Annotated in this window: 21 protein-coding genes; 10 read left to right on the top strand and 11 right to left on the bottom strand. The window is 57.6% G+C overall.

The window, feature by feature from the left end; genetic code table 11:
* Window positions 1–182: 182 nt before the first annotated feature.
* Both rhaS and rhaR read left to right on the top strand, forming a co-directional pair.
* Window positions 183–1,019, top strand: a complete 837-nt coding sequence (rhaS, locus tag CWM53_RS18900; RefSeq protein WP_100730477.1) for an HTH-type transcriptional activator RhaS — start codon at window positions 183–185, stop codon at window positions 1,017–1,019.
* A 73-nt stretch (window positions 1,020–1,092) separates the two neighbouring features.
* Complete coding sequence (rhaR, locus tag CWM53_RS18895) at window positions 1,093–1,938, top strand: HTH-type transcriptional activator RhaR (protein ID WP_002882891.1); 846 nt, start codon at window positions 1,093–1,095, stop codon at window positions 1,936–1,938.
* 32 nt (window positions 1,939–1,970) lie between these two features.
* On the opposite strand, the gene rhaT is transcribed toward rhaR, so the two are convergent.
* Window positions 1,971–3,005 carry an L-rhamnose/proton symporter RhaT gene (rhaT, locus tag CWM53_RS18890; protein WP_061156240.1) on the bottom strand — a complete coding sequence of 345 codons (1,035 nt, stop codon included), beginning with the start codon at window positions 3,003–3,005 and terminating at the stop codon, window positions 1,971–1,973.
* Window positions 3,006–3,293: 288 nt separating this feature from the next.
* Between rhaT and sodA the strand changes: the two genes are divergently transcribed.
* Window positions 3,294–3,914 carry a superoxide dismutase [Mn] gene (sodA, locus tag CWM53_RS18885; RefSeq protein WP_004203668.1) on the top strand — a complete coding sequence of 207 codons (621 nt, stop codon included), beginning with the start codon at window positions 3,294–3,296 and terminating at the stop codon, window positions 3,912–3,914.
* A gap of 72 nt (window positions 3,915–3,986) precedes the next feature.
* Window positions 3,987–4,661 (top strand): 6-hydroxyaminopurine reductase, encoded by a 675-nt coding sequence (gene yiiM / locus CWM53_RS18880; RefSeq protein WP_100730476.1) that lies wholly within the window; start codon window positions 3,987–3,989, stop codon window positions 4,659–4,661.
* A 62-nt stretch (window positions 4,662–4,723) separates the two neighbouring features.
* On the opposite strand, the gene cpxA is transcribed toward yiiM, so the two are convergent.
* Together cpxA and cpxR are read right to left on the bottom strand one after the other, a co-directional pair.
* Window positions 4,724–6,097 (bottom strand): envelope stress sensor histidine kinase CpxA, encoded by a 1,374-nt coding sequence (gene cpxA, locus CWM53_RS18875; protein ID WP_061156238.1) that lies wholly within the window; start codon window positions 6,095–6,097, stop codon window positions 4,724–4,726.
* Window positions 6,094–6,792 (bottom strand): envelope stress response regulator transcription factor CpxR, encoded by a 699-nt coding sequence (cpxR, locus tag CWM53_RS18870; protein ID WP_002882901.1) that lies wholly within the window; start codon window positions 6,790–6,792, stop codon window positions 6,094–6,096. Before cpxR ends, cpxA begins: the two co-directional genes overlap by 4 nt.
* 149 nt (window positions 6,793–6,941) lie before the next feature.
* Between cpxR and cpxP the strand changes: the two genes are divergently transcribed.
* From cpxP to pfkA, 3 genes are all read left to right on the top strand, one after another.
* The gene (cpxP, locus tag CWM53_RS18865) at window positions 6,942–7,445 is read left to right on the top strand and encodes a cell-envelope stress modulator CpxP (protein ID WP_004178004.1); all 504 of its coding nucleotides are present in this window, start codon (window positions 6,942–6,944) and stop codon (window positions 7,443–7,445) included.
* Window positions 7,446–7,603: 158 nt separating this feature from the next.
* Complete coding sequence (gene fieF / locus CWM53_RS18860) at window positions 7,604–8,506, top strand: CDF family cation-efflux transporter FieF (RefSeq protein ID WP_008807873.1); 903 nt, start codon at window positions 7,604–7,606, stop codon at window positions 8,504–8,506.
* Window positions 8,507–8,702: 196 nt separating this feature from the next.
* Window positions 8,703–9,665, top strand: a complete 963-nt coding sequence (pfkA, locus tag CWM53_RS18855; protein WP_061156237.1) for a 6-phosphofructokinase — start codon at window positions 8,703–8,705, stop codon at window positions 9,663–9,665.
* 61 nt (window positions 9,666–9,726) lie between these two features.
* Here the strand turns inward: pfkA and rraA are convergent, their stop codons facing one another.
* From rraA to priA, 7 genes are all read right to left on the bottom strand, one after another.
* Complete coding sequence (gene rraA, locus CWM53_RS18850; protein ID WP_002882913.1) at window positions 9,727–10,212, bottom strand: ribonuclease E activity regulator RraA; 486 nt, start codon at window positions 10,210–10,212, stop codon at window positions 9,727–9,729.
* 92 nt (window positions 10,213–10,304) lie between these two features.
* Window positions 10,305–11,225: a 1,4-dihydroxy-2-naphthoate polyprenyltransferase gene (gene menA, locus CWM53_RS18845; protein WP_061156236.1), complete on the bottom strand. Its 921-nt coding sequence runs from the start codon at window positions 11,223–11,225 to the stop codon at window positions 10,305–10,307.
* Between the two features lie 69 nt (window positions 11,226–11,294).
* Window positions 11,295–12,629 carry an HslU--HslV peptidase ATPase subunit gene (gene hslU, locus CWM53_RS18840; RefSeq protein ID WP_061156235.1) on the bottom strand — a complete coding sequence of 445 codons (1,335 nt, stop codon included), beginning with the start codon at window positions 12,627–12,629 and terminating at the stop codon, window positions 11,295–11,297.
* A 9-nt stretch (window positions 12,630–12,638) separates the two neighbouring features.
* Window positions 12,639–13,169 (bottom strand): ATP-dependent protease subunit HslV, encoded by a 531-nt coding sequence (hslV, locus tag CWM53_RS18835; RefSeq protein ID WP_002882918.1) that lies wholly within the window; start codon window positions 13,167–13,169, stop codon window positions 12,639–12,641.
* 91 nt (window positions 13,170–13,260) lie between these two features.
* On the bottom strand, window positions 13,261–14,229 hold the full coding sequence (ftsN, locus tag CWM53_RS18830; RefSeq protein ID WP_071839142.1) for a cell division protein FtsN: 969 nt from the start codon (window positions 14,227–14,229) through the stop codon (window positions 13,261–13,263).
* A 93-nt stretch (window positions 14,230–14,322) separates the two neighbouring features.
* The gene (cytR, locus tag CWM53_RS18825) at window positions 14,323–15,351 is read right to left on the bottom strand and encodes a DNA-binding transcriptional regulator CytR (RefSeq protein WP_061156233.1); all 1,029 of its coding nucleotides are present in this window, start codon (window positions 15,349–15,351) and stop codon (window positions 14,323–14,325) included.
* Window positions 15,352–15,501: 150 nt separating this feature from the next.
* The gene (priA, locus tag CWM53_RS18820) at window positions 15,502–17,697 is read right to left on the bottom strand and encodes a primosomal protein N' (RefSeq protein ID WP_100730475.1); all 2,196 of its coding nucleotides are present in this window, start codon (window positions 17,695–17,697) and stop codon (window positions 15,502–15,504) included.
* A gap of 252 nt (window positions 17,698–17,949) precedes the next feature.
* Here priA and rpmE point away from each other — a divergent pair, with 252 nt between their 5' ends.
* Window positions 17,950–18,162 (top strand): 50S ribosomal protein L31, encoded by a 213-nt coding sequence (gene rpmE, locus CWM53_RS18815; RefSeq protein WP_008807868.1) that lies wholly within the window; start codon window positions 17,950–17,952, stop codon window positions 18,160–18,162.
* Window positions 18,163–18,264: 102 nt separating this feature from the next.
* On the opposite strand, the gene metJ is transcribed toward rpmE, so the two are convergent.
* Window positions 18,265–18,582, bottom strand: a complete 318-nt coding sequence (gene metJ / locus CWM53_RS18810) for a met regulon transcriptional regulator MetJ (RefSeq protein ID WP_004107547.1) — start codon at window positions 18,580–18,582, stop codon at window positions 18,265–18,267.
* Between the two features lie 267 nt (window positions 18,583–18,849).
* On the opposite strand from metJ, the gene metB reads away from it, so the two are divergent.
* Both metB and CWM53_RS18800 read left to right on the top strand, forming a co-directional pair.
* Window positions 18,850–20,010 (top strand): cystathionine gamma-synthase, encoded by a 1,161-nt coding sequence (gene metB, locus CWM53_RS18805; RefSeq protein WP_061156231.1) that lies wholly within the window; start codon window positions 18,850–18,852, stop codon window positions 20,008–20,010.
* Between the two features lie 2 nt (window positions 20,011–20,012).
* Window positions 20,013–22,445, top strand: coding sequence for a bifunctional aspartate kinase/homoserine dehydrogenase II (locus CWM53_RS18800; protein WP_100730474.1), 2,433 nt, complete (start codon window positions 20,013–20,015; stop codon window positions 22,443–22,445).
* Window positions 22,446–22,466: the final 21 nt, after the last annotated feature.

Raw genomic sequence — 22,466 nt, 5'->3', positions numbered from 1 at the left:
TGCGGTTTTAGGGGGTGGCGAGGGGGATGTGATGGCGTCCGCAGTTCCGTATCTTTCCGGCTGATTCTTGAAAAAGCAGCAGGATTTACGAATTTCGCGGTCAAAAATTGAAGGCCGGATAGCCAACCCTTCATTACTATCAGCCGGTGACTGATAATTTTTCTCATTACGAGGGTGGCATCATGACCATATTGCACAGTACGGATTTCTTTAAGGCCGGGATCTCGACGGTGGCTATTGAACCCCGCCTCCCTCAGTCGGCCTTTCCGGAACATCACCATGATTTCCATGAAATTGTCATCGTGGAGCAGGGCACGGGTATTCACGTCTTCAATGGCCAGCCCTATACCATCGGTGGCGGCTCAGTCTGCTTTATCCGCGATCATGACCGGCATCTTTACGAGCATACGGACAATCTGTATCTGACCAATGTGCTCTATCGCGCGCCGGATGCGTTTCGTTTTCTCGCCGGGGTCAACCAGCTGCTGCCCCAGGAGCAGGAGGGGAACTACCCGTCGCACTGGCGGGTGAACCAGACGGTCCTGCAGCAGGTTCGGCATATCGTGGCGCAGATGGAGGCCATGGGGAGCGAAACGGATACCCATGCCGTCGCCAGCCGTGAGATCCTGTTTATGCAGCTGCTGGTGCTGTTGCGTAAAAGCAGTCTTGCGGAAGAGGCCACTAACAATGATGCGCGGCTGAATCAGCTGCTGGCCTGGCTGGAAGACCATTTTGCCCAGGAGATCTGTTGGGAGGAGGTGGCGGCGCAGTTTTCGCTGTCGCTGCGTACCCTGCACCGCCAGCTGAAGCAGCAGACCGGCCTGACGCCGCAGCGCTATCTTAATCGGGTGCGCCTGATGAAGGCCCGGCACCTGCTGCGCCACAGCGATGAAAGCGTGACTGATATCGCTTTTCGCTGCGGCTTCGGCGACAGTAACCACTTTTCGACGCTTTTTCGCCGCGAATTTGACTGGTCGCCGCGCGATATCCGCCAGGGCCGCGACGCCATTCTTCAGTAACGCGAGAAGAGTCAACGTATTGCGGGTTAAAAACGCGAATAATGCGCCGTTATCCGCGTTTGGAGTGTGAGCCGTGGCCGGTCTGATTCTACGTAAAGAGGAGTTTTTCCCTTCCGCCACACAGGCAGTGGCAGTGGCCGACCGCTACCCGCAAAACGTTTTTGCCGAACATACCCATGAGTTCTGCGAGCTGGTGCTGGTGTGGCGGGGCAACGGGCTGCACGTCCTTAACGATCGTCCCTGGCGCATTACCCGCGGCGATTTGTTCTATATTCGCGCCGAAGATAAACACTCCTATGCTTCGGTCAATGATTTAGTCCTGCAGAACATCATCTATTGCCCGGAGCGGCTGCAACTTAATTTTGACTGGGCGGGAGCGATCCCTGGCCTCTTTGGCACGCCGTGGAAGCCCCACTGGCGCATGGGTAGCACAGGTATGGCGCAGGCGCGCCAGGTGATTAGCCAGCTTGAGCATGAGTGCGCCCGGCGCGACGCGCAGGGAAATGCGATGGCCGAACTGCTGTTTGCCCAGCTGGCGCTGACGTTGCAGCGCCATCGCTACGCGACGGATGATCCCGCGGCGACGCAGCGCGAAGCGCTGCTGGACAAACTGCTGGCCGCGCTGGCGGCCAGCCTCAGCCGCCCCTTTGTTCTGGAGCGTTTCTGCGAGCAGGAGGGCGGCAGCGAGCGGGCGCTACGCCAGCAGTTTCGCCAGCAAACCGGGATGACCATCAATCACTATTTACGCCAGCTGCGGATCTGCCATGCGCAGTACCTGCTGCAGCATACCGAGCGCTTAATCGGCGATATCGCCATGCAGTGCGGCTTTGAGGACAGTAACTACTTTTCGGTGGTTTTTAGCCGGGAAATCGGTATGTCGCCGGGGCAATGGCGGCAGCGCAGTCGCGCCGCCGCCTGAAAACCGTCGTTGTCTGGCTGATGAGCCGGTGGTTAACTGGCCATCCCCAGACCGACGATATTGGCGGCGATGATAATCACCACGCAGCCGAGGCTCAGGACGCTCACCGGACGACGGCCGGCGTTGTTCCACTCCTTCAGCACCAGACCCACCAGACCGCCACACAGCACGTAGAAACTCATGTGCAGCATCCAGCTCATATAGTCATACTGCGCCGGAATGCTGGCATGGCCCCAGGCATAGAAGAAGAACTGGAGATACCACATCAGGCCGCCGAGGGCGGAGAGCAACAGGTTGCTGATGATGAGCGGTTTGGCCAGCGAAAAATCGGCTTTGACTGACAGACTCTTCACTTTCGCCAGACGAATAAAGCAGAAGCCGAGATTGACCAGCGCCCCGCCGCCCATAATGACTACGTAGCTTGGCAGCGCTGCGTACAGCGGGTCGACGCCGAGCGCCGCGGCAGCGTCATGCATCGGTTTGGCGGCGTTCATCGCGAACGACATCCCTGCGGAGAAGATGCCGCACATCACCGCCAGCAGAAGCCCTTTCTTCAGATTGAACTCTTCGGCTTTGATGCCCATTTTGCGCTCTTTCAGCTGGCCCGCGCGGGTGACGATGCCGACGCCAACCACCGCCACCAGCACGCCAAGCAGCGTCATTTGACCGCCCTGGGTGTGCATCAGCACCGAAAACTGACCATTAATAATCGGCGTCATCAGCGTGCCGACAATCAGCGTGATGCCAATGGCGATGCCTATTCCCATCGACATGCCGAGATAGCGCATGGTCAGGCCATAATTGATATTACCGATACCCCACATGGCGCCGAACAGGAAGACCGGCAGCAGCGTGGAGGCGCTAAAAGAGCGGTAGTAGGCCCAGAAATCGGGTAACAGCGTGGCGCTGATGGCCCAGGGCAGGATCAGCCAGGAGACGATCCCCCCAACCGACCACATGGTTTCCCACGACCAGTGTTTTACTTTTTTGAACGGGGCATAGAAACAGGCGGCACTGGCGGCCCCTATCAAATGCCAAAAAATACCCATCGTAATCGCGTGGTTCATTGATTTTATCCTCATCTTTTTTATCGGAGACGGCGGCTTCCGATGTGATGAGTGTAAAAATTAGCCGCTTTGGCCGCCTTCAAGCCGTTGCCACAGGATGGCGAACCCTGGCAACCATGGGCTTAATTAGTTGTTCTACATCACAAAATGGCGGGTATTTCTTCTGGTTATATCCATATGAAAAATACGGCATTGATAAGCATTTTCAATACCATTTAATTAACTATAATGGACAAACTGCTTACGCGGCGTTAACACTTGAGCCGCTCGACAATAATGGAGATGATTATGAGCTATACCCTGCCATCCCTGCCGTACGCTTACGATGCTCTGGAACCGCACTTCGACAAGCAGACGATGGAGATCCATCACACTAAACACCATCAGACCTACGTGAACAATGCGAACGCCGCGCTGGAAAGCCTGCCGGAGTTCGCTAACCTGTCCGCTGAAGAGCTGATCACCAAGCTGGATCAACTGCCGGCTGACAAAAAAACCGTACTGCGTAACAACGCGGGCGGCCACGCTAACCACAGCCTGTTCTGGAAAGGCCTGAAAACCGGCACCACCCTGCAGGGCGACCTGAAAGCGGCTATCGAGCGCGATTTCGGCTCTGTAGACAATTTCAAAGCGGAATTCGAAAAAGCCGCTGCGACCCGTTTCGGCTCCGGCTGGGCGTGGCTGGTACTGAAAGGTGACAAACTGGCCGTTGTCTCCACCGCCAACCAGGATTCCCCGCTGATGGGCGAAGCCATTTCCGGCGCTTCCGGCTTCCCGATCCTGGGTCTGGACGTGTGGGAACACGCTTACTACCTGAAATTCCAGAACCGTCGCCCGGACTACATCAAAGCCTTCTGGGACGTAGTGAACTGGGACGAAGCTGCAGCGCGTTTTGCCGCTAAAAAATAAGGTTGCATTGCGCTAAGAGAGAAGCGAGTCTGATGACTCGCTTTTTTTATATCTGTAGCAAGGAGAGCAGCCATGCATTATCCGGTGAATGTCTTTGTCGGCAAAATCAGGGACTACGCGGGCAGTCGCCCAAGCGCGATTGGCAAAATCCAGGTTGATGGCGAATTGCAGCTCGGCGATCTCGGCCTCGATGGGGACGAGCAGGCGGAGAAGAAAATTCACGGCGGGCCGGACCGCGCGCTGTGCCACTATCCGCGCGAACACTATGCCGACTGGATCCGTGAATTTCCTCAGCAGGCCGAGCGCTTCTGCGCGCCGGCGTTCGGCGAAAACCTCTCCACCACCGGGCTCACCGAGCAAAATGTTTATATCGGCGATATCTTTCGCTGGGGCGAGGCTCTGATCCAGGTCACCCAGCCGCGATCGCCGTGCTTCAAGCTCAATTTTCATTTTGCGATCGGCGATATGGCGCAGCTGGTGCAAAACAGCGGGAAGACCGGCTGGTTGTACCGGGTGATTGCCGGGGGGCAAGTCTCCAGCGATGCGCCGCTCGAGCTGGTTTCCCGGCTGAGTGATGTCAGTGTTCATGAGGCCGGGGCGATTGCCTGGCATATGCCGTTTGATGATGATCAGTACCACCGCTTATTGTCGGCTGCGGGCCTGTCGGTGAGCTGGAGCCGAACCATGCAGAAGCGGCGTTTAAGCGGCAAGATCGAGGATAGTTCGCGGAGATTGTGGGGGAACTAATCCCCCCTATTGAGTATTTCCGGGGATGCTCCCGGCTTAGCGCAGCGCAAGCCGGGATAGCATCAGGTGCGCTTATACAGCGGTAGCCAAAGGGTTAAGCGCAAACCACCCAGCGGGCTGTCGTCGGCCTTCACCCAGCCGCGGTGCTGCTGAATAGCGGTTTCGACAATCGCCAGACCCAGGCCGGTGCCGCCGGACTCGCGGTCGCGCGCCTCGTCGGTCCGGTAGAATGGCCGGAAAATCTGTTCGCGATCTTCCGGGCTGACTCCCGGGCCGTCGTCGTCGACGTTAACCGTAATCCCGTCTTTATCCACCGAGAAGCTGACGGAAATCTTCGTGTGCGAGTAGCGCAGAGCGTTGCGGACGATATTCTCCAGCGCGCTTTCCAGCGCATTGGGGTTACCGTACAGCGGCCACGGGCCCGGCGGATACTCAACGGTGAAAGATTTACCCATCTGCTCGGCTTCAAACGCCGCGTTGTCCAGCACTTCGCCCCACAGCTGATTGGCTTTCACCGTCTCGCTGACCAGGGCATTTTTTGCCTGATTGCGCGACATCACCAGCAGGTCGTTGATCATGCTGTCCAGCCGGTGCGCCTCGGTTTCGATACGCTCCAGCTCCTTGCTCTCACCGCTGCGACGACGCAGCAGGGCGGTACCCAGCTGCAGGCGCGTGAGCGGCGTGCGCAGCTCGTGCGAGATATCAGACAGCAACCGCTGTTGGCTGGTCATCATCCGCTCCAGCGCGGTGACCATCTGGTTAAAGCTGGCGCCAGCGGCTAAGAACTCCTGCGGCCCGGCTTCCAGTTCCGGATGCTGGCGCAGGTTGCCCTGGGCGACTTCGTCGGCGGCGTTTTTCAGCTTACGCGCCGGTTTCGCCAGGCTCCACGCCAGCCACAGCAGCAGCGGAGCGCTGACCAGCATCGTGACGATCAGTAGCAGCAGGGGGCGGTCAAACAGCAGGTTGATAAAGTCAGATTGTGAGGTGCTGGCGGGACGAATGAGATAGAGCTGATAGTTATCCTCCCCGTCCCTGACGGAAAACGGCCCCACCATTTCCAGGCGGCCATAGCGTTTTTTCTGCGGATGATCGGCATTATCGGCCTGGCCGATAAAGTTACGAATGATCTGCATCTCGTTGCGTTCTGCGCCGATCACGCGGCCTTCGCTGGTCACCAGCAGCAGGCGTTGTCCCGGAGGCGCCCATTTATCGATGGCGCGAAACAGACGACGCCACCACATCAGGTCGTTTGGCGGGTCGGTCGCCAGCTCGGCCTCGACGTGCTGTTCGATCATAATGCCCTGACGCTGCTCGCTTTCCAGCAGCTCGGTCATCTGCCGGGAGTCCAGTTTGGGCAACATCAGCACCAGCATCAACACCAGCGCCAGCGTGAGCCAGAAGATGGCGAAGATGCGTGCAGTCAAACTTCCTATCATGAAGCGGAAACCATCAGATACCCGCGACCACGCAGCGTTTTAAACCATGGATGACCATCTTTTCGCTCCGGCAGCTTACGCCGCAGGTTGGAAATATGCATATCGATGGCGCGGTCGAACGGCGTCAGGCGCTTGCCTAACACTTCCTGGCTTAAATGTTCACGCGACACTACCTGGCCGAGATGCTGCGCTAACAGATAGAGCAGGGTGAACTCGGTACCGGTGAGCTCCAGTGTCTGACCATCGAAATTGGCTTCCTGGCGGCCCGGATTCAGGCTTAAGGCATCCACTTCCAGCGTTGGCGATCCGGCTTCGGTCGTCTGCTGCTGCTCGCTCCAGTGGGAACGGCGCAGAATCGCGCGTATACGGGCCACCAGTTCACGATCGTTGAACGGCTTAGGCAAATAGTCATCCGCGCCCAGCTCAAGGCCGAGAACGCGATCCAGCTCGCTCCCGCGCGCTGTTAGCATGATAACCGGGGTCTGGTGTGTCTGACGCAGCTCTTTCAGCGTATCGATACCGTTTTTCTTCGGCATCATCACGTCGAGCAGCAATAAATCAACGCTGTCGTCCAGAAGGGCCAGCGCCTGTTCCCCATCATGGGCCACCAGCACGTTAAAACCTTCCATATCGAGCAGCTCTTTTAACAGGGAGGTGAGCTCCCGGTCATCATCAACTAACAGGATTTTATTCATCTTTTAAATACCTCCGAGGCAGAAATTACGTCATCAAGGCCCGCTAATCCATGACTTTACGTTGTTTTACACCCCCTGACGCATGTTTGCAGCCTGAATCGTAGACTGTCTCTCGTTGAATCGCGACACAAACGTTTTGGGAGTATGTGATGCGCAATGTTATCGCTGCCGTCATGGCCTCAACGCTGGCGCTAAGTGCATATAGCCAGGCCGCTGAAGTCGTTACCAGCGTTAACTGGCTCCCCGGAGACGAAGGGGGACAGCGCGGTAGCCAGAGCCATATGTTTGACGGCATAAGTTTAACCGAGCAGCAACGTCAGCAGTTACGGGATCTTATGCAACGGGCACGCCATGATAGGCTCCCCGTTAATGTTAGCGAAATGGAGACAATGCATCGCCTTGTCACCGCAGAAAATTTTGATGAAAACGCTGTGCGCGCTCAGGCAGAAAAGATGGCGCAGGAACAGGTTGCTCGCCAGGTCGAAATGGCTAAGGTCCGCAACCAGATGTACCACCTGCTTACGCCAGAGCAGCAAGCGGTTTTAAATGCTAAGCACCAGCAACGTATGGATCAGTTGCGTGAGGTTGCAAGGATGCAGAAAGGCTCAGCCATGATGCTTTCGAGTAGTAGCAACACCCTGCAACCCCAGTAACAAACCCTGTTTTCCTTGCCATAGACACCATCCCTGTCTTCCCCCACATGATGTGGGGGTTTTTTTTGCCCTTTTTTCGGCAAATCAACTTCTTCGCGTATCCCGTGAGCGTCACAAGTTCAGGTTATACTAAGCGCATTGCAGGAGAAGGAGCCTATATGAATCAATCTTATGGCCGGTTGGTCAGCCGCGCCGCTATCGCCGCGACGGCCATGGCCTCCGCGTTACTTTTGATCAAAATTTTTGCGTGGTGGTATACCGGTTCAGTCAGTATTCTGGCTGCGCTGGTGGATTCACTGGTGGATATTGCCGCCTCGCTGACCAACCTGCTGGTGGTTCGCTATTCGCTGCAACCTGCTGATGAAGAGCATACCTTTGGCCACGGCAAAGCGGAATCGCTGGCGGCGCTGGCGCAAAGCATGTTTATCTCCGGCTCGGCGCTGTTTCTGTTTCTCACCGGCATTCAGCACCTGGTGCGTCCGGAGCCGCTGCAGGCCGCTGGCGTTGGGGTCGTCGTCACGTTGATCGCCTTGTTCAGCACGCTGGCGCTGGTGACCTTCCAGCGCTGGGTGGTGCGAAAAACCCAGAGCCAGGCGGTGCGGGCAGATATGCTTCATTATCAGTCTGATGTTATGATGAACGGCGCCATTCTGGTGGCGCTGGGCCTTTCCTGGTATGGCTGGCATCGCGCCGATGCGTTGTTTGCATTAGGAATTGGCATCTATATTTTATATAGCGCGCTGCGGATGGGCTATGAGGCGGTTCAGTCACTACTCGACCGCGCCTTGCCTGACGAGGAGCGTCAGGACATTATCACCATCGTGACCGCATGGCCCGGCATCCGCGGGGCGCACGATCTACGAACGCGGCAGTCAGGGCCGACCCGCTTTATTCAGATTCATTTGGAAATGGAAGATAACCTCCCGCTGGTGCAAGCCCACGTGATTGCAGACCAGGTGGAGCAGGCGATTCTGCGCCGTTTCCCGGGTTCCGATGTCATTATCCATCAGGATCCCAGTTCTGTAGTGCCAGCGGCGCAGCAGGGCTTTTTTGAGCGTTAGGTTATAGTCTGTAAACTCGATGTAAAAATGTGGGGCAGATCGGCATTTTTTGTATAAATTACCGCCGTTTGGTCTGACCTGAATCAATTCAGCTTGAGGCGTTTGATATACTATTGTCATTAGCGTCGTGCACTCCTGGTGAGGGAGCGCTTCAGGCAACAGAATTATTTTTTGCTTCCTAAGTTCAGAGGTAGTCATGATTAAGAAAATCGGTGTGTTGACAAGTGGCGGTGATGCGCCGGGCATGAACGCAGCAATTCGTGGCGTTGTGCGCGCGGCATTAACGGAAGGTCTGGAAGTTTTTGGAATCTATGACGGTTACCTCGGATTGTATGAAGACCGTATGGTTCAGCTCGACCGTTACAGCGTTTCCGACATGATCAACCGCGGCGGCACCTTCCTGGGCTCCGCTCGCTTCCCGGAATTCCGCGAAGAACACATTCGCGCTGTGGCTATCGAAAACATGAAGAAGCGCGGCCTGGACGCGCTGGTGGTTATCGGTGGTGACGGGTCCTATATGGGCGCAATGCGCCTGACCGAGATGGGCTTCCCGTGCATCGGCCTGCCTGGCACCATCGACAACGATATCAAAGGCACTGACTACACCATCGGCTTTTTCACCGCCCTGAGCACCGTGGTGGAAGCGATTGACCGTCTGCGCGACACCTCTTCTTCACACCAGCGTATCTCCGTGGTGGAAGTGATGGGCCGTTACTGCGGCGACCTGACCCTGGCGGCGGCGATTGCTGGCGGCTGTGAGTTCATCATGGTGCCGGAAGTGGAATACACCCGTGACGATCTGGTCGCTGAAATCAAAGCCGGTATCGCGAAAGGGAAAAAACACGCTATCGTGGCGATTACCGAGCACATGTGCGACGTTGACGAGCTGGCAAGCTACATCGAGAAAGAAACCGGCCGTGAAACTCGCGCTACCGTTCTTGGCCACATTCAGCGTGGCGGTTCCCCGGTTCCTTACGACCGTATCCTGGCTTCCCGTATGGGCGCTTATGCGATTGAACTGCTGCTGCAGGGACAAGGTGGTCGTTGCGTCGGCATTCAGAATGAGAAGCTGGTGCACCACGACATTATCGATGCCATCGAGAACATGAAGCGTCCGTTCAAGAACGACTGGCTGGATTGCGCGAAGAAACTGTACTAAGTTGCGCGTCGGATAAACAAAAGGCCTTCTCATGGAGAAGGCCTTTTTTATGGCAGAGGGTTTATTCGATATCCAGCGGGTCTTCCGACAGGATCATCCCGGTGTTATCGGCATACAGATGGTCGCCGGAGAAGAAGGTCACCCCGCCGAAATTGACGCGCACGTCGCTTTCGCCGATGCCTTCGCCAGCTGCGCCGACCGGAATTGCCGCCAGCGCCTGGATGCCGATGTCCAGTTCCTCAAGGTCGTCCACCTGGCGCACCGCGCCATAGACCACTAACCCTTCCCATTCATTCTGTACGGCGAGACGCGCCAGGTCGGCGTCAATTAACGCGCGTCGTACTGAGCCGCCGCCGTCGATCAGGAGAATATGACCACGGCCATTCTGCTCGAGCAGATCATAGAGCAACCCGTTATCCTCGAAACATTTTACCGTAATGATTTGTCCACCAAACGACGACCGTCCTCCAAAGTTAGAGAACAGCGGTTCCACGACGTTGACATCTTCCTGGTAGATGTCACAAAGCTCGGAAGTATCGTATTTCATAGGCTTAACGTTCAGTTGCTGCGAGAGTTTTTAGTATATCCCGCGAATCCCATTGTTGGCAAAATCATCAATTGTTAATTGATATTTGTCAGTTAAGCCATCAGCTTACTGGCAATAATTCCGATGACAAACAGCAGGTTGGTCAGTAAGGCCCCTTTAACCGTCTTTTCGAGCATCGGCCGCATCGCTACCGGATCAGGTTCGCGCAGGACGTAGCGCGCCTGTTTGACCAGCAGCGGCGTGGCGAGAATAAACAGCCAGCCCCACACAGAATGCAGCGCCAGCAGATTAAACAGCGCCAGGCACAGCAGGGAGCCGAACAGCAGGCAAGCATGATAGCGACGGGCATTGACCGGCCCCAGGCGCACGGCGAGGGTGTTCTTCCCGTTCTGCCGGTCGCTGTCGATATCGCGCAGATTATTGATGTTCAGCACGGCGGTCGCCAGCAGACCGCAGGCCGTCGCCGGCAGAAAAATGGCGGCTTCCACATTGTGCGCTTGCAGATACCAGCTGCCGAGGACGCTCAACCAGCCGAAGAAAATGAGTACCGAGATATCACCCAGGCCAATATAACCATACGGGCGGGTGCCCACCGTGTAGGTGATGGCGGCCACGATGGACAGGCCACCCAGCACAAGGAAGCCGATAAAATCGCCGACGCTCTGCCATGCAGCGCACAACAGCGCCAGACCAAACAGACAGATCAGCGCGACGGTGACGATGAGGGCGCGCTTCATCTGCTGGGGGGTAATCACCCCTTTCTGCATGCCGCGCAGCGGCCCGATGCGATCCGGTTTATCACTCCCCTTGACCGCGTCGCCGTAGTCATTGGCCAGATTAGAAAGAATTTGCAGCAAGCCGGCGGTGATCAGCGCCAGCAGAGCAACCCAGGGATCAAAATGGCCCTGCTGCCAGGCAAGGGTGGTGCCAACAATAATCGCGGCAAACGCCAGTGGTAACGTTTTAGGACGCAGGCTTTCCAGCCACGCCTGAGAACGGCTGATATCAGTCATAGTTATTTTAGCCAATAAAAATGGGGGCTATAGCCCCCATCAACAGTGATGAAAATGCATTGCACCGGATTATAGGATAAAACGGCTCAGATCTTCATCTGCCACCAGAACATCCAGGTGTTTACTCACATATTCGGCATCGATAATGACGGTCTGGCCGTTCATCTCGCTGGCATCATAGGAAATATCTTCCACCAGACGCTCCAGCACGGTGTGCAGGCGACGCGCACCGATATTCTCGGTGGTTTCGTTTACCTGCCATGCGGCCTGGGCGATACGCTTGATACCGTCTTCAGTGAAATCGATGCTCACCCCTTCGGTCGCCATCAGCGCTTTGTACTGCACGGTGATGGAGGCGTTCGGCTCGGTCAGGATGCGCTCGAAGTCATGGGTGGTCAGCGCCTTCAGCTCAACGCGGATCGGCAGACGCCCCTGCAGCTCAGGGATCAGATCGGACGGACTGGCCACCTGGAACGCGCCGGAGGCGATAAACAGGATGTGGTCGGTCTTAACCATCCCGTGCTTGGTGGAGACGGTGCAGCCTTCAACCAGCGGCAGCAGGTCGCGCTGTACGCCTTCACGAGACACGTCCGGGCCGGAGGAGTTGCCGCCGCGCTTACAGATTTTGTCGATTTCGTCGATAAAGACGATACCGTGCTGTTCTACAGCGTCGATGGCTTCCTGCTTCAGCTCTTCCGGGTTGACCAGCTTGGCCGCTTCTTCTTCAATCAGCAGCTTCATCGCGTCTTTGATTTTCAGCTTACGCGGTTTCTGCTTCTGGCCACCGAGGTTCTGGAACATGGACTGCAGTTGGCTGGTCATCTCTTCCATGCCCGGAGGGGACATGATTTCAACGCCCATCGGCGCCGCAGCGAGATCGATTTCAATCTCTTTATCGTCCAGCTGGCCTTCACGCAGTTTCTTGCGGAACGCCTGGCGCGCAGCAGAGGGTTCCTGCGGCTGTTCAGCCTGGCCCCAGTTGTTTTTCGCCGGTGGGATCAGCACGTCAAGTACGCGCTCTTCCGCCAGCTCTTCCGCGCGGTAACGGTTCTTATCGATGGACTGCATGCGAACCATTTTGATCGCCGCATCGGTCAGATCGCGGATGATCGAGTCCACTTCTTTACCAACATAGCCCACTTCGGTGAACTTGGTCGCTTCAACTTTAATAAACGGCGCGTTGGCCAGTTTCGCCAGACGACGGGCAATCTCGGTTTTACCGACGCCGGTTGGGCCGATCATCAGAATGTTTTTCGGCGTGACTTCATGACGCAGCTCTTCATTAAGCTGCATCCGGCGCCAGCGGTTACGCAGGGCAATAGCAACAGAACGCTTGGCGGCGTCCTGGCCGATAATGTGTTTGTCCAGTTCGCTGACAATTTCGCGTGGGGTCATTTCAGACATGGGAGATCCTTACGCTTTAGAAGGTAATTCTTCGATGGTGTGGAAATGGTTGGTATAGATGCAGATATCACCTGCAATATCCAACGCTTTCTCGGCGATGTCGCGCGCGCCCATATCGGTGTTTTCCAGCAGCGCGCGGGCCGCGGCCTGGGCGTAAGGACCGCCGGAGCCGATAGCAATCAAATCGTTTTCTGGCTGTACCACGTCGCCGTTACCGGTGATGATAAGCGACGCGTTTTCGTCCGCGACGGCCAGCAGCGCTTCCAGCTTGCGCAACATCCGATCGGTTCGCCAGTCTTTGGCCAGCTCAACGGCGGCCTTCACCAGATGGCCCTGGTGCATTTCCAGTTTACGTTCAAACAGTTCGAACAGCGTGAAGGCGTCAGCAGTGCCGCCAGCGAAACCGGCAATCACTTTGTCGTTGTACAGACGACGCACTTTCTTCACGTTGCCCTTCATCACGGTGTTGCCCAGCGTGGCCTGGCCATCACCGGCAATAACAACATGGCCGTTACGGCGAACACTTACAATTGTAGTCACGAGCAGACCCCTTGGTTGCAAAAGCGGAACAGGGGCCCCGCGCTGTCCGCGGGGCCGAATGCAATTATAGATGGGGGGGATTTTGAGGGTTTCAACCCCTGGCGGCGAGACGAATGCAGTTCGCGTGTCCGGCCATCTTCAGGCGGGTGATCATCTCGTTGGCGCTTTCTTTGCCTTTCAGCGGACCAATGACTACGCGGTTCCAGCCGTTATTAGTGGTGATGTGCGAAGCGAATCCTTCGAAAGCCAGCTGAGCGCGGACGGTTTCGGCCTGCTCGGCGCCTTTAAAGGAGCCGCACTGGATCATCCAGCTACGATCGTCTTTCTTCTCGGCGGCAGCGGCTTTCGGCGCTTCCTCCACGCGGGTCACCGGCGCGGCGGCCTGCGTACGTGGCTGCGTGGTATTGGTATGCGCCGGCGTCTGCAATAGATCCTGGTACGGCTGCTGGTTCGACGCGGTCTGCTTTGGCTGTTGCTGCTGCACTGGCTTCGGCTGCTGGACGCGCGGCTGCTGCTGCACGGTCTGCGGCTGAGTTTGCGCCCACTGCTGCTGCTGTGCCTGCTGCTGTTGCTGTGCTAAACGCTGACGCTGCAGCGTCTGCTGGCGCTGCGCCGGGGTTTGTTCGTTCCACGGCACTTCGGTCAGCTGGGTTGGCTGCTGGCGCATATCGGCCTGCATCTGGGCGAGCAGCTGGCGCTGCTCGTCGGTCAGCTGTTCCGGTTTCATCACCTCGCCACCGGCAGTCGGTTCGGTCGGCGCGCGAACGCCAGGCTGGCGACTTTCCAGCTCTTTGATATAGCGCCAGCGCTCTTCCGGTTTTGGCGGCAAGCCGTTACCGGCGGCCTGGCGATTTTGCATCGCTTCCGCTTCTTCTTTCTTATGGTGCGTAATGAAATAAAGTCCACCGATAAAGGCCACCAGCACAGCCGCCGCGATCGCCACCATAGCCGGTGAAATCGCCGGAAGGCTGCTTTGCTTATTCCTTGAGCTTCGGGTCGTGCTCTTTTTGCGCCGCGAAGAAGCCGGTTGGCTGCGGCGTACATAATCTCGTTGTGCCACTATCGTTTCGCTGTCTTATATTCGTTCGTCAGCCCGCCATGTTACTTAAGCGGCGGGCCTTTGACCAGAAGTGCAGGCCCGAAAGCCTGATGGTTATCGTCTGATTTTTTGCGTACTGCCGCGAACAATCAGTTCGCAGTCGAGCAGACGCGAGCCGCTGTTCACGTTATGACCCTGCATTTGCTCAAGTAATAGCAGCATTCCTTCACGGCCGATATCAAAACGCGGCTGTGAAACGGTGGTCAACGGCGGATCGCAAAATTCAGACAACGCGATGTTATCGAAGCCGACAATCGACAGGTCGTCCGGCACCTTCAGGCCGCGGCGTTTCGCCAGAGACAAGGCGCCCAGCGCCATCACATCACTATGGCAGAAGACCGCGGTGGGCGGTATCGGCTGTGACAGCAACTGCTCCAGCGCATTGGCGCCGGCTTCGAAGGTAAAGTTGCCGCGAGCGATATAGTGCGGATCGACGGTGATACCGCTGCGGCGCAGCGCCTGCACATAACCCTGCAGGCGATAATGGCACAGCGGCATATCTTCCGGGCCGGCGATACAGCCGATACGCTGGTGTCCCAGCTCATGAAGATAGTTCACCGCGTTAAAGGCCGCCGTCAGGTTATCGATATGGACGGTAGGCAGTTCCAGCTCCGGCGCAAATTCGTTCGACATAACCATCGGCGGCAAATTGCGCTGCTCTTCCACGCTGGCGTCGAACGGCAGGCGCGAGCTGAGCAGCACCATGCCGTCGATCTGCTTGGTGATGATAAGGTCGATAAAGGTTTTTTCTTTCTGGTTCTGGTGAGCGCAATCGCCGATTAACACCAGATAACCGTGCTCGGCGGCAGTGACTTCAATTCCGCGGATGACTTCACTAAAAAAGGGATCGCAGATATCCGGCACGATCACGAGGATCGTCCGCGATTCGTTGCGCTTCATATTTCGCCCGAGCGACTGCGGTAAATAGCCGACTTCCAGCGCCGCCTGTTCGACCCGGCTGCGGGTGGCTTGCGACACCTTATCAGGGTTCATCAACGCTCGGGACACGGTTGCCGTGGAAACGTTTGCTTTGAGAGCGACGTCTTTCATGGTGGCGGCAACCACTTGTTTTTTGGGCTTCACCTGGTTTCTCCTCGCTGAATGGCGCTGACATTTCCCTTGCGCGCTAACTGCTGCATCATTTTTATCAGATAGTCGCGGCAGTGAGTTACAGAATTTTCATGAAAAACGTGATGCTTGTTGAATTTTTCGATCCGGCTCGCAAGAGAAGCCTTACCCTTCAATAGGATCGACATCCAGCACCCATTTCACTTTTCTCGCCTCCGGTAGCGTATTGATTAACGCCAGCGTACCGCTGACGATGTGCTGCAGGCGCACCCGCGAAGGATGCTGCAGTAATATTTGCCAGCGCCAGCGGCCGCCGCGCTTCGGCGCCAGCGCCGGAACCGGACCGAGCACCCACAGTTTATCGTCGGCCAGCGGGCTGGCCTGCAGTAGATTGCGCAATTGCTGTAAAAACAGCGGCGCCTGCTGGTTGTTATGGTCTTCAGCACGAATCAACACGTGGCTGGTCCACGGCGGTAGCTGCATCGTCTGCCGCTCTGCCAGCGCCTGCTCGGCAAAAGCGTCGTAGCCTTTATACAGCAGGGTCTGCAGCAGAGGGTGCTCCGGATGGTGGGTTTGCAGGATCACTTCGCCCTGTTTTCCTGCCCTGCCCGCTCGTCCGGAGACCTGGGTATAGAGCTGAGCGAAACGCTCTGCGGAACGGAAATCAGCGGAAAACAGTGCCCCGTCGACGTCCAGCAGGGAGACGAGGGTCACGTCCGGGAAGTGATGGCCTTTGGCCAGCATTTGGGTGCCGATCAAAATACGCGCGCCGCCGCGATGGACCGCGGCGAGATGTTCCTCAAGCGCCCCTTTACGGCTGGTGGTATCGCGGTCGATACGCGAGATAGGCACGCCAGGGAACAGCGGCGTCAGGGACTGCTCCAGTTGCTCGGTGCCGATACCCACCGGCACCAGATGTGTGGAACCGCAGGAAGGGCACTGGCGCGGGATAGGGCGCTGACTGTCGCAATGGTGGCAGCGCAGATGGTGCTGCGCCTGGTGCAACGTATAGTAGCTGTCGCAGCGCGGGCACTCCGCGATCCAGCCGCAGTCGTGGCACAGCAGCGCTGGCGCAAAGCCGCGGCGGTTAAGAAACAGGATCACCTGGTTATCCGCCTGCAGATGCTGGCGCATGCGGTTGATCAGCGCGGGTGACAGACCCGCCAGCAGCACCTGTCCTTTCAGGTCGAGCACGTGCTGCTGGGCTGGACGCGCGTTGCCCGCGCGTTTGCTTAAGGTTAACTGCCGATATTTGCCCTGGCGGACGTTGTGCAGGGTCTCCAGCGCCGGCGTCGCCGAGCCGAGAATAATCGGGATCTGTTCGCTGTGAGCGCGCCATACCGCCAGGTCGCGGGCGTGGTAGCGCCAGCCCTCCTGCTGTTTGTAGGAGCTGTCATGCTCTTCGTCGATGACGATGACGCCGAGATCTTTAAACGGGGTAAACAGCGAGGAGCGAGTGCCTATCACAATGGCCGCTTCGCCGTTTTTCGCCTTCAGCCAGGCCGAGAGACGTTCGCTGTCATTGAGTCCGGAGTGCAGCACTTCCACCGGCGCATTAAAGCGCTGGCGAAAACGGGCGATAGTTTGCGGCGTCAGGCCGATCTCCGGCACCATCACCAGCGCCTGGCGCCCCTGCGCCAGTACATTCTCCAGCACGCTCAAGTAGACTTCCGTTTTCCCTGAGCCCGTGATGCCTGCCAGTAGCCAGGCGGAGAAGCGATCGGCAGCGCTGTGGATCGCCCCGACGGCGGTGGCCTGTTCGGTATTCAGACGCAGGCGCTCGCCGGCAACCGAATACGTGCTGCGCCAGTCGGTGAGGACGGGCGCTTCACAGGCCAGCTCCGCCAGCCCTTTGCCACGCAGCGCCTGCAGCGCCGCTTCATTAAATTCCAGTTCGCTAACCTGATGACGCCAGATCTTTCCCTGGCGCAGCGCCGCCAGCGCCTGCTGCTGCTTTGGGGAGCGTTTCAGAGCGTTGAGGTCGACAGCCTGCCCCTGCTCGGTGGCGAACCAGTACCACAGCGGCGTAGCGCTGGCGGGTTTGCCCTGGCGCAGCAGAATGGGCAGCGCATGGAACAGCACATCGCCAATCGGATGATGGTAATACTCAGCCGCCCACATCAGCAGTCGCCAGACGGTGCCGGAGAAGACCGGCTCGTCGTCCAGCGCTTCGGCGACCGGTTTGAGTTCATCCAGCGGCAGCTCGCTGCGCTCGCTCACCGCCGCGACAATGCCGATCCGCTCCTGTTTGCCGAACGGCACCCGCACCCGACAGCCCGCTTTGACCGCCATGCCATCAGGCAGCAGATAGTCAAAGGTGCGCGGTAGCGGAACGGGTAGGGCAACGTGGGCGACGGGCATGTCATCTTCCTGACTTGAAATCTGGCGGGATAGTATACACATTACGATAAGGCGGCGCGGATCAGTTTGCATATGCTGGTCAAATTCTGTATGATTCGCCGCCTTCAATGCACTTTATACCGCATTGGAGATTGACCATTACCGTACGCTTCGCGCTGTCAGCAGCGTGGAAGACGACGGGAAATTATTAATATCGCGTGGTGTCTGGCGTTAGGGCTGGAAGAGCGACGCGGCCTTAACTGAGGTTCTCCCATGAAAAAAGGTATTCACCCAAAATACGAAGAAATTACTGCTACCTGTTCTTGCGGTAATGTCATGAAAATCCGTTCCACCGTTGGTCACGACCTGAACCTCGACGTGTGCGGTAAATGCCACCCGTTCTTCACCGGCAAACAGCGTGATGTTGCTACCGGTGGCCGTGTTGACCGCTTCAACAAGCGCTTCAGCATCCCGGGCAGCAAGTAAGTTGCCAGAAGAAGCCGCCTCAGGGCGGCTTTTTTGTGCCTCTCGCCAGCCTGAGCGGGACACAAAAAAGGGCGGAAGATTGCTTCCGCCCTTTTTATCAACTCAGTATTCCCACGTATCCGGGTCGATCCCCAGTTCACGCATAATCTCTTTCGCCGCTTCCGGGATCTCATCGCTGCGCTCTTTACGCAGGTCTTCATCGTTAGGCAACGGTTGTCCGGTAAAGGCATGCAGGAACGCTTCGCACAGCAGCTCGCTGTTGGTCGCGTGACGCAGGTTGTTCACCTGACGACGCGTGCGTTCATCGGTGAGGATTTTTAACACCTTCAGAGGAATGGAAACCGTAATTTTCTTTACTTGCTCACTCTTCTTACCGTGCTCAGCGTATGGGCTGATATATTCGCCGCTCCATTCAGCCATGAGATACCTTAATCCTCTGTTTATTAGTGAAGGGCCAGAATATTCCGCCCGGGCTATAATTGCGCGTAGTTTACCGTATGAGCGCGCTTTCTAACATGAGATAAGCCGCTACCGACGTGCGCTAATGCATATAATTTTAACGGCTATTTGCACTTTGCTCAATCTATACGCAAAGAAGTTTAGATGTCCAGATGTATTGACGTCTATTGTGACAATGTTTACTCTGGAGCCTGACTTTTCACCGATTCAGCCCAGGAACTTCCCAACATGACGCGTAAACAGGCCACCATCGCAGTGCGTAGCGGTTTAAATGACGACGAGCAGTACGGTTGCGTTGTCCCGCCGATTCACCTTTCCAGTACTTATAACTTCACCGGCTTTAATGAACCTCGCGCCCACGACTACTCCCGCCGCGGCAACCCGACGCGTGATGTGGTGCAGCGCGCCTTAGCGGAGCTGGAAGGTGGCGCCGGCGCGGTGCTGACCAATACCGGTATGTCGGCGATCCTGCTGGTGACGACGGTGTTCCTTAAGCCGGGCGATCTGCTGGTGGCGCCGCACGACTGCTACGGCGGCAGCTACCGTCTGTTCGACAGCCTGGCGAAGCGCGGCTGTTATCGCGTCCAGTTCGTCGATCAAAATGATGAGCAGGCGCTGCGGGCGGCGTTGGCGGAAAAACCGAAGCTGGTGCTGGTCGAAAGCCCAAGTAATCCATTGCTGCGGGTGGTGGATATTGCGAAAATCTGTGGTCTGGCGCGTGAGGCAGGCGCGGTGAGCGTGGTGGACAACACCTTCCTGAGCCCGGCGCTGCAAAACCCGCTGGCGCTGGGTGCCGATCTGGTGTTGCATTCCTGTACTAAATACCTGAATGGCCACTCCGATGTGGTTGCCGGGGTGGTGATTGCCAAAGATCCGGCGACTGTCACCGAACTGGCATGGTGGGCGAATAATATTGGCGTCACCGGCGGTGCCTTCGACAGCTATTTGTTGCTGCGCGGTCTGCGGACGCTGTCTCCGCGTATGGAAGTGGCGCAGCGCAATGCCCAGGCGATCGTTGAGTATCTGAAAACCCAGCCACTGGTGAAAAAGCTGTATCATCCGTCGCTGCCGGAAAACCAGGGGCATGAAATTGCGGCGCGTCAGCAAAAAGGTTTTGGCGCAATGTTAAGCTTCGAGCTGGACGGTGACGAGCAGACGCTGCGCCGTTTCCTGAGCGGGCTGTCGCTGTTTACACTGGCGGAATCGCTGGGGGGCGTTGAAAGCCTGATTTCCCATGCGGCAACCATGACGCATGCCGGCATGGCGCCTGAAGCGCGTGCCGCCGCCGGAATTTCAGAAACGCTTCTGCGTATTTCAACCGGTATTGAAGATGGTGAAGATTTAATTGCCGACCTGGAAAATGGCTTCCGGGCAGCAAACGAGGAATAAAAATGAGTGTGATTGCGCAGGCAGGGGCGAAGGGTCGTCAGCTGCACAAATTTGGTGGGAGTAGTTTAGCGGATGCGAAATGTTACCTGCGCGTCGCGGGGATCATGAAGGAATATTCGCAGGCGGGCGACATGATGGTCGTCTCCGCCGCTGGCAGCACCACCAACCAGCTGATCAGCTGGCTTAAACTTAGCCAGAGCGATCGCCTTGCTGCGCATCAGGTTCAGCAGTCGCTTCGCCGTTATCAGACCGAGCTGATTGGAGGTCTGGTGGAGCCTGCGGCGGCGGATACGTTAATTGCCGCCTTCATCCATGACCTTGAGCGTCTGGCAGGATTGCTTGATGGCGGGGTTACCGAAGCGGTTTATGCGGAAGTGGTCGGCCATGGTGAAGTCTGGTCCGCGCGCCTGATGGCGGCGGTCCTTAACCAGCTGGGTATGGAAGCGGCCTGGCTGGACGCGCGCGCTTTCCTGCGTGCGGAACGCGCCGCGCAGCCGCAGGTGGATGAAGGTTTATCTTATCCACTGCTGCAACAGCTGATGGCGCAACATCCGAATAAACGTCTGGTGGTGACCGGCTTTATCTCCCGCAACCAGGCCGGGGAAACTGTTCTGCTGGGCCGTAACGGGTCTGACTATTCCGCCACGCAGATCGGCGCGCTGGCGGGCGCCTCCCGCGTCACTATCTGGAGTGATGTCGCCGGGGTGTACAGCGCGGATCCGCGTAAGGTCAAAGATGCCTGTCTGCTGCCGCTGCTGCGTCTGGATGAAGCCAGCGAGCTGGCGCGTCTGGCCGCTCCAGTGCTCCATGCCCGCACGCTGCAGCCGGTGTCCGCCAGCGATATCGATCTGCAGTTACGCTGTAGCTATACGCCGGAACAGGGCTCTACGCGCATTGAGCGCGTGCTGGCCTCCGGTACCGGCGCGCGGATTGTCACCAGTCATGACGACGTCTGCCTGGTGGAGTTCCTGGTGCCGGCCAGCCACGATTTCAAACTGGCGCATAAAGAGCTGGACGCCTTGCTCAAACGCGCCCAGCTGCGTCCATTAGCCGTTGGCATCCATGCCGACCGCAAGCTGCTGCAGTTCTGTTATACCTCCGAGGTAGCCGACAGCGCGCTGAAGCTGCTCGATGAAGCGGGTCTGCCGGGCGAGCTGCGTCTGCGTCAGAAGCTGGCGCTGGTGGCGATGGTGGGCGCGGGAGTCACCCGTAACCCACTGCACTGCCATCGTTTCTGGCAGCAACTGAAAGGGCAACCGGTGGAGTTCACCTGGCAGTCCGAAGAGGGGATCAGCCTGGTGGCCGTGTTGCGCGCCGGGCCAACGGAAAGCCTGATCCAGGGTCTGCATCAGACCTTGTTTCGTGCAGAGAAGCGTATTGGCCTGATGCTGTTCGGCAAAGGGAACATTGGCTCCCGCTGGCTGGAGCTGTTTGCCCGCGAACAAACCACCTTGTCGGCGCGTACTGGCTTCGAGTTTGTTCTCGCCGGCGTAGTCGACAGTAAACGCAGCCTGCTGAACTACGACGGGCTGGATGCCAGCCGGGCGCTGGCCTTCTTCAACGATGAAGCGGTGGAGCAGGATGAAGAGTCGCTGTTCCTGTGGATGCGCGCGCATCCGTACGATGATTTAGTGGTGCTGGACGTCACCGCCAGCGAACAGTTGGCCGACCAGTACCTTGATTTCGCCAGCCATGGCTTCCACGTGATCAGCGCCAACAAGCTGGCGGGCGCCAGCAGCAGTGATAAATATCGCCAGATCCACGACGCGTTTGAGAAGACGGGTCGCCACTGGCTGTATAACGCTACCGTTGGCGCGGGTTTGCCGGTGAACCATACGGTGCGCGATCTGATCGACAGCGGCGATACCATCCTCGGTCTGAGCGGTATCTTCTCGGGAACGCTCTCCTGGCTGTTCCTGCAGTTTGATGGCACCGTGCCGTTCACCGACCTGGTGGATCAGGCCTGGCAGCAGGGGCTGACCGAGCCGGATCCGCGCGTCGATCTGTCCGGTAAGGATGTGATGCGTAAGCTGGTGATCCTCGCGCGGGAAGCGGGTTATGACATCGAACCGGATCAGGTCCGTGTGGAATCACTGGTCCCTGCACACTGCGAAGAGGGGTCGGTCGATCACTTCTTTGAAAATGGCGAAGAGCTGAACGAGCAAATGCTGCAGCGTCTGGAAGCGGCCCGCGAGATGGGGCTGGTGCTCCGCTACGTGGCGCGCTTTGATGCTAACGGCAAAGCACGCGTCGGCGTGGAAGCGGTACGCGAAGAGCACCCGCTGGCGGCGCTGCTGCCGTGCGATAACGTGTTCGCCATCGAAAGCCGCTGGTATCGCGATAACCCGCTGGTGATCCGCGGACCCGGCGCCGGGCGCGATGTGACCGCCGGAGCGATCCAGTCGGATATTAACCGTCTGGCGCAGCTGCTGTAGTTCCGAGAAAAAGACCAGGCG

It is taken from the genome of Klebsiella sp. A-Nf5 (assembly GCF_002810545.1).
Classification (GTDB): Bacteria; Pseudomonadota; Gammaproteobacteria; order Enterobacterales; family Enterobacteriaceae; genus Klebsiella; species Klebsiella variicola.
Note: the sequence above shows the minus strand (reverse complement) of the source record. Positions and strands in the feature narration are given on the sequence as shown.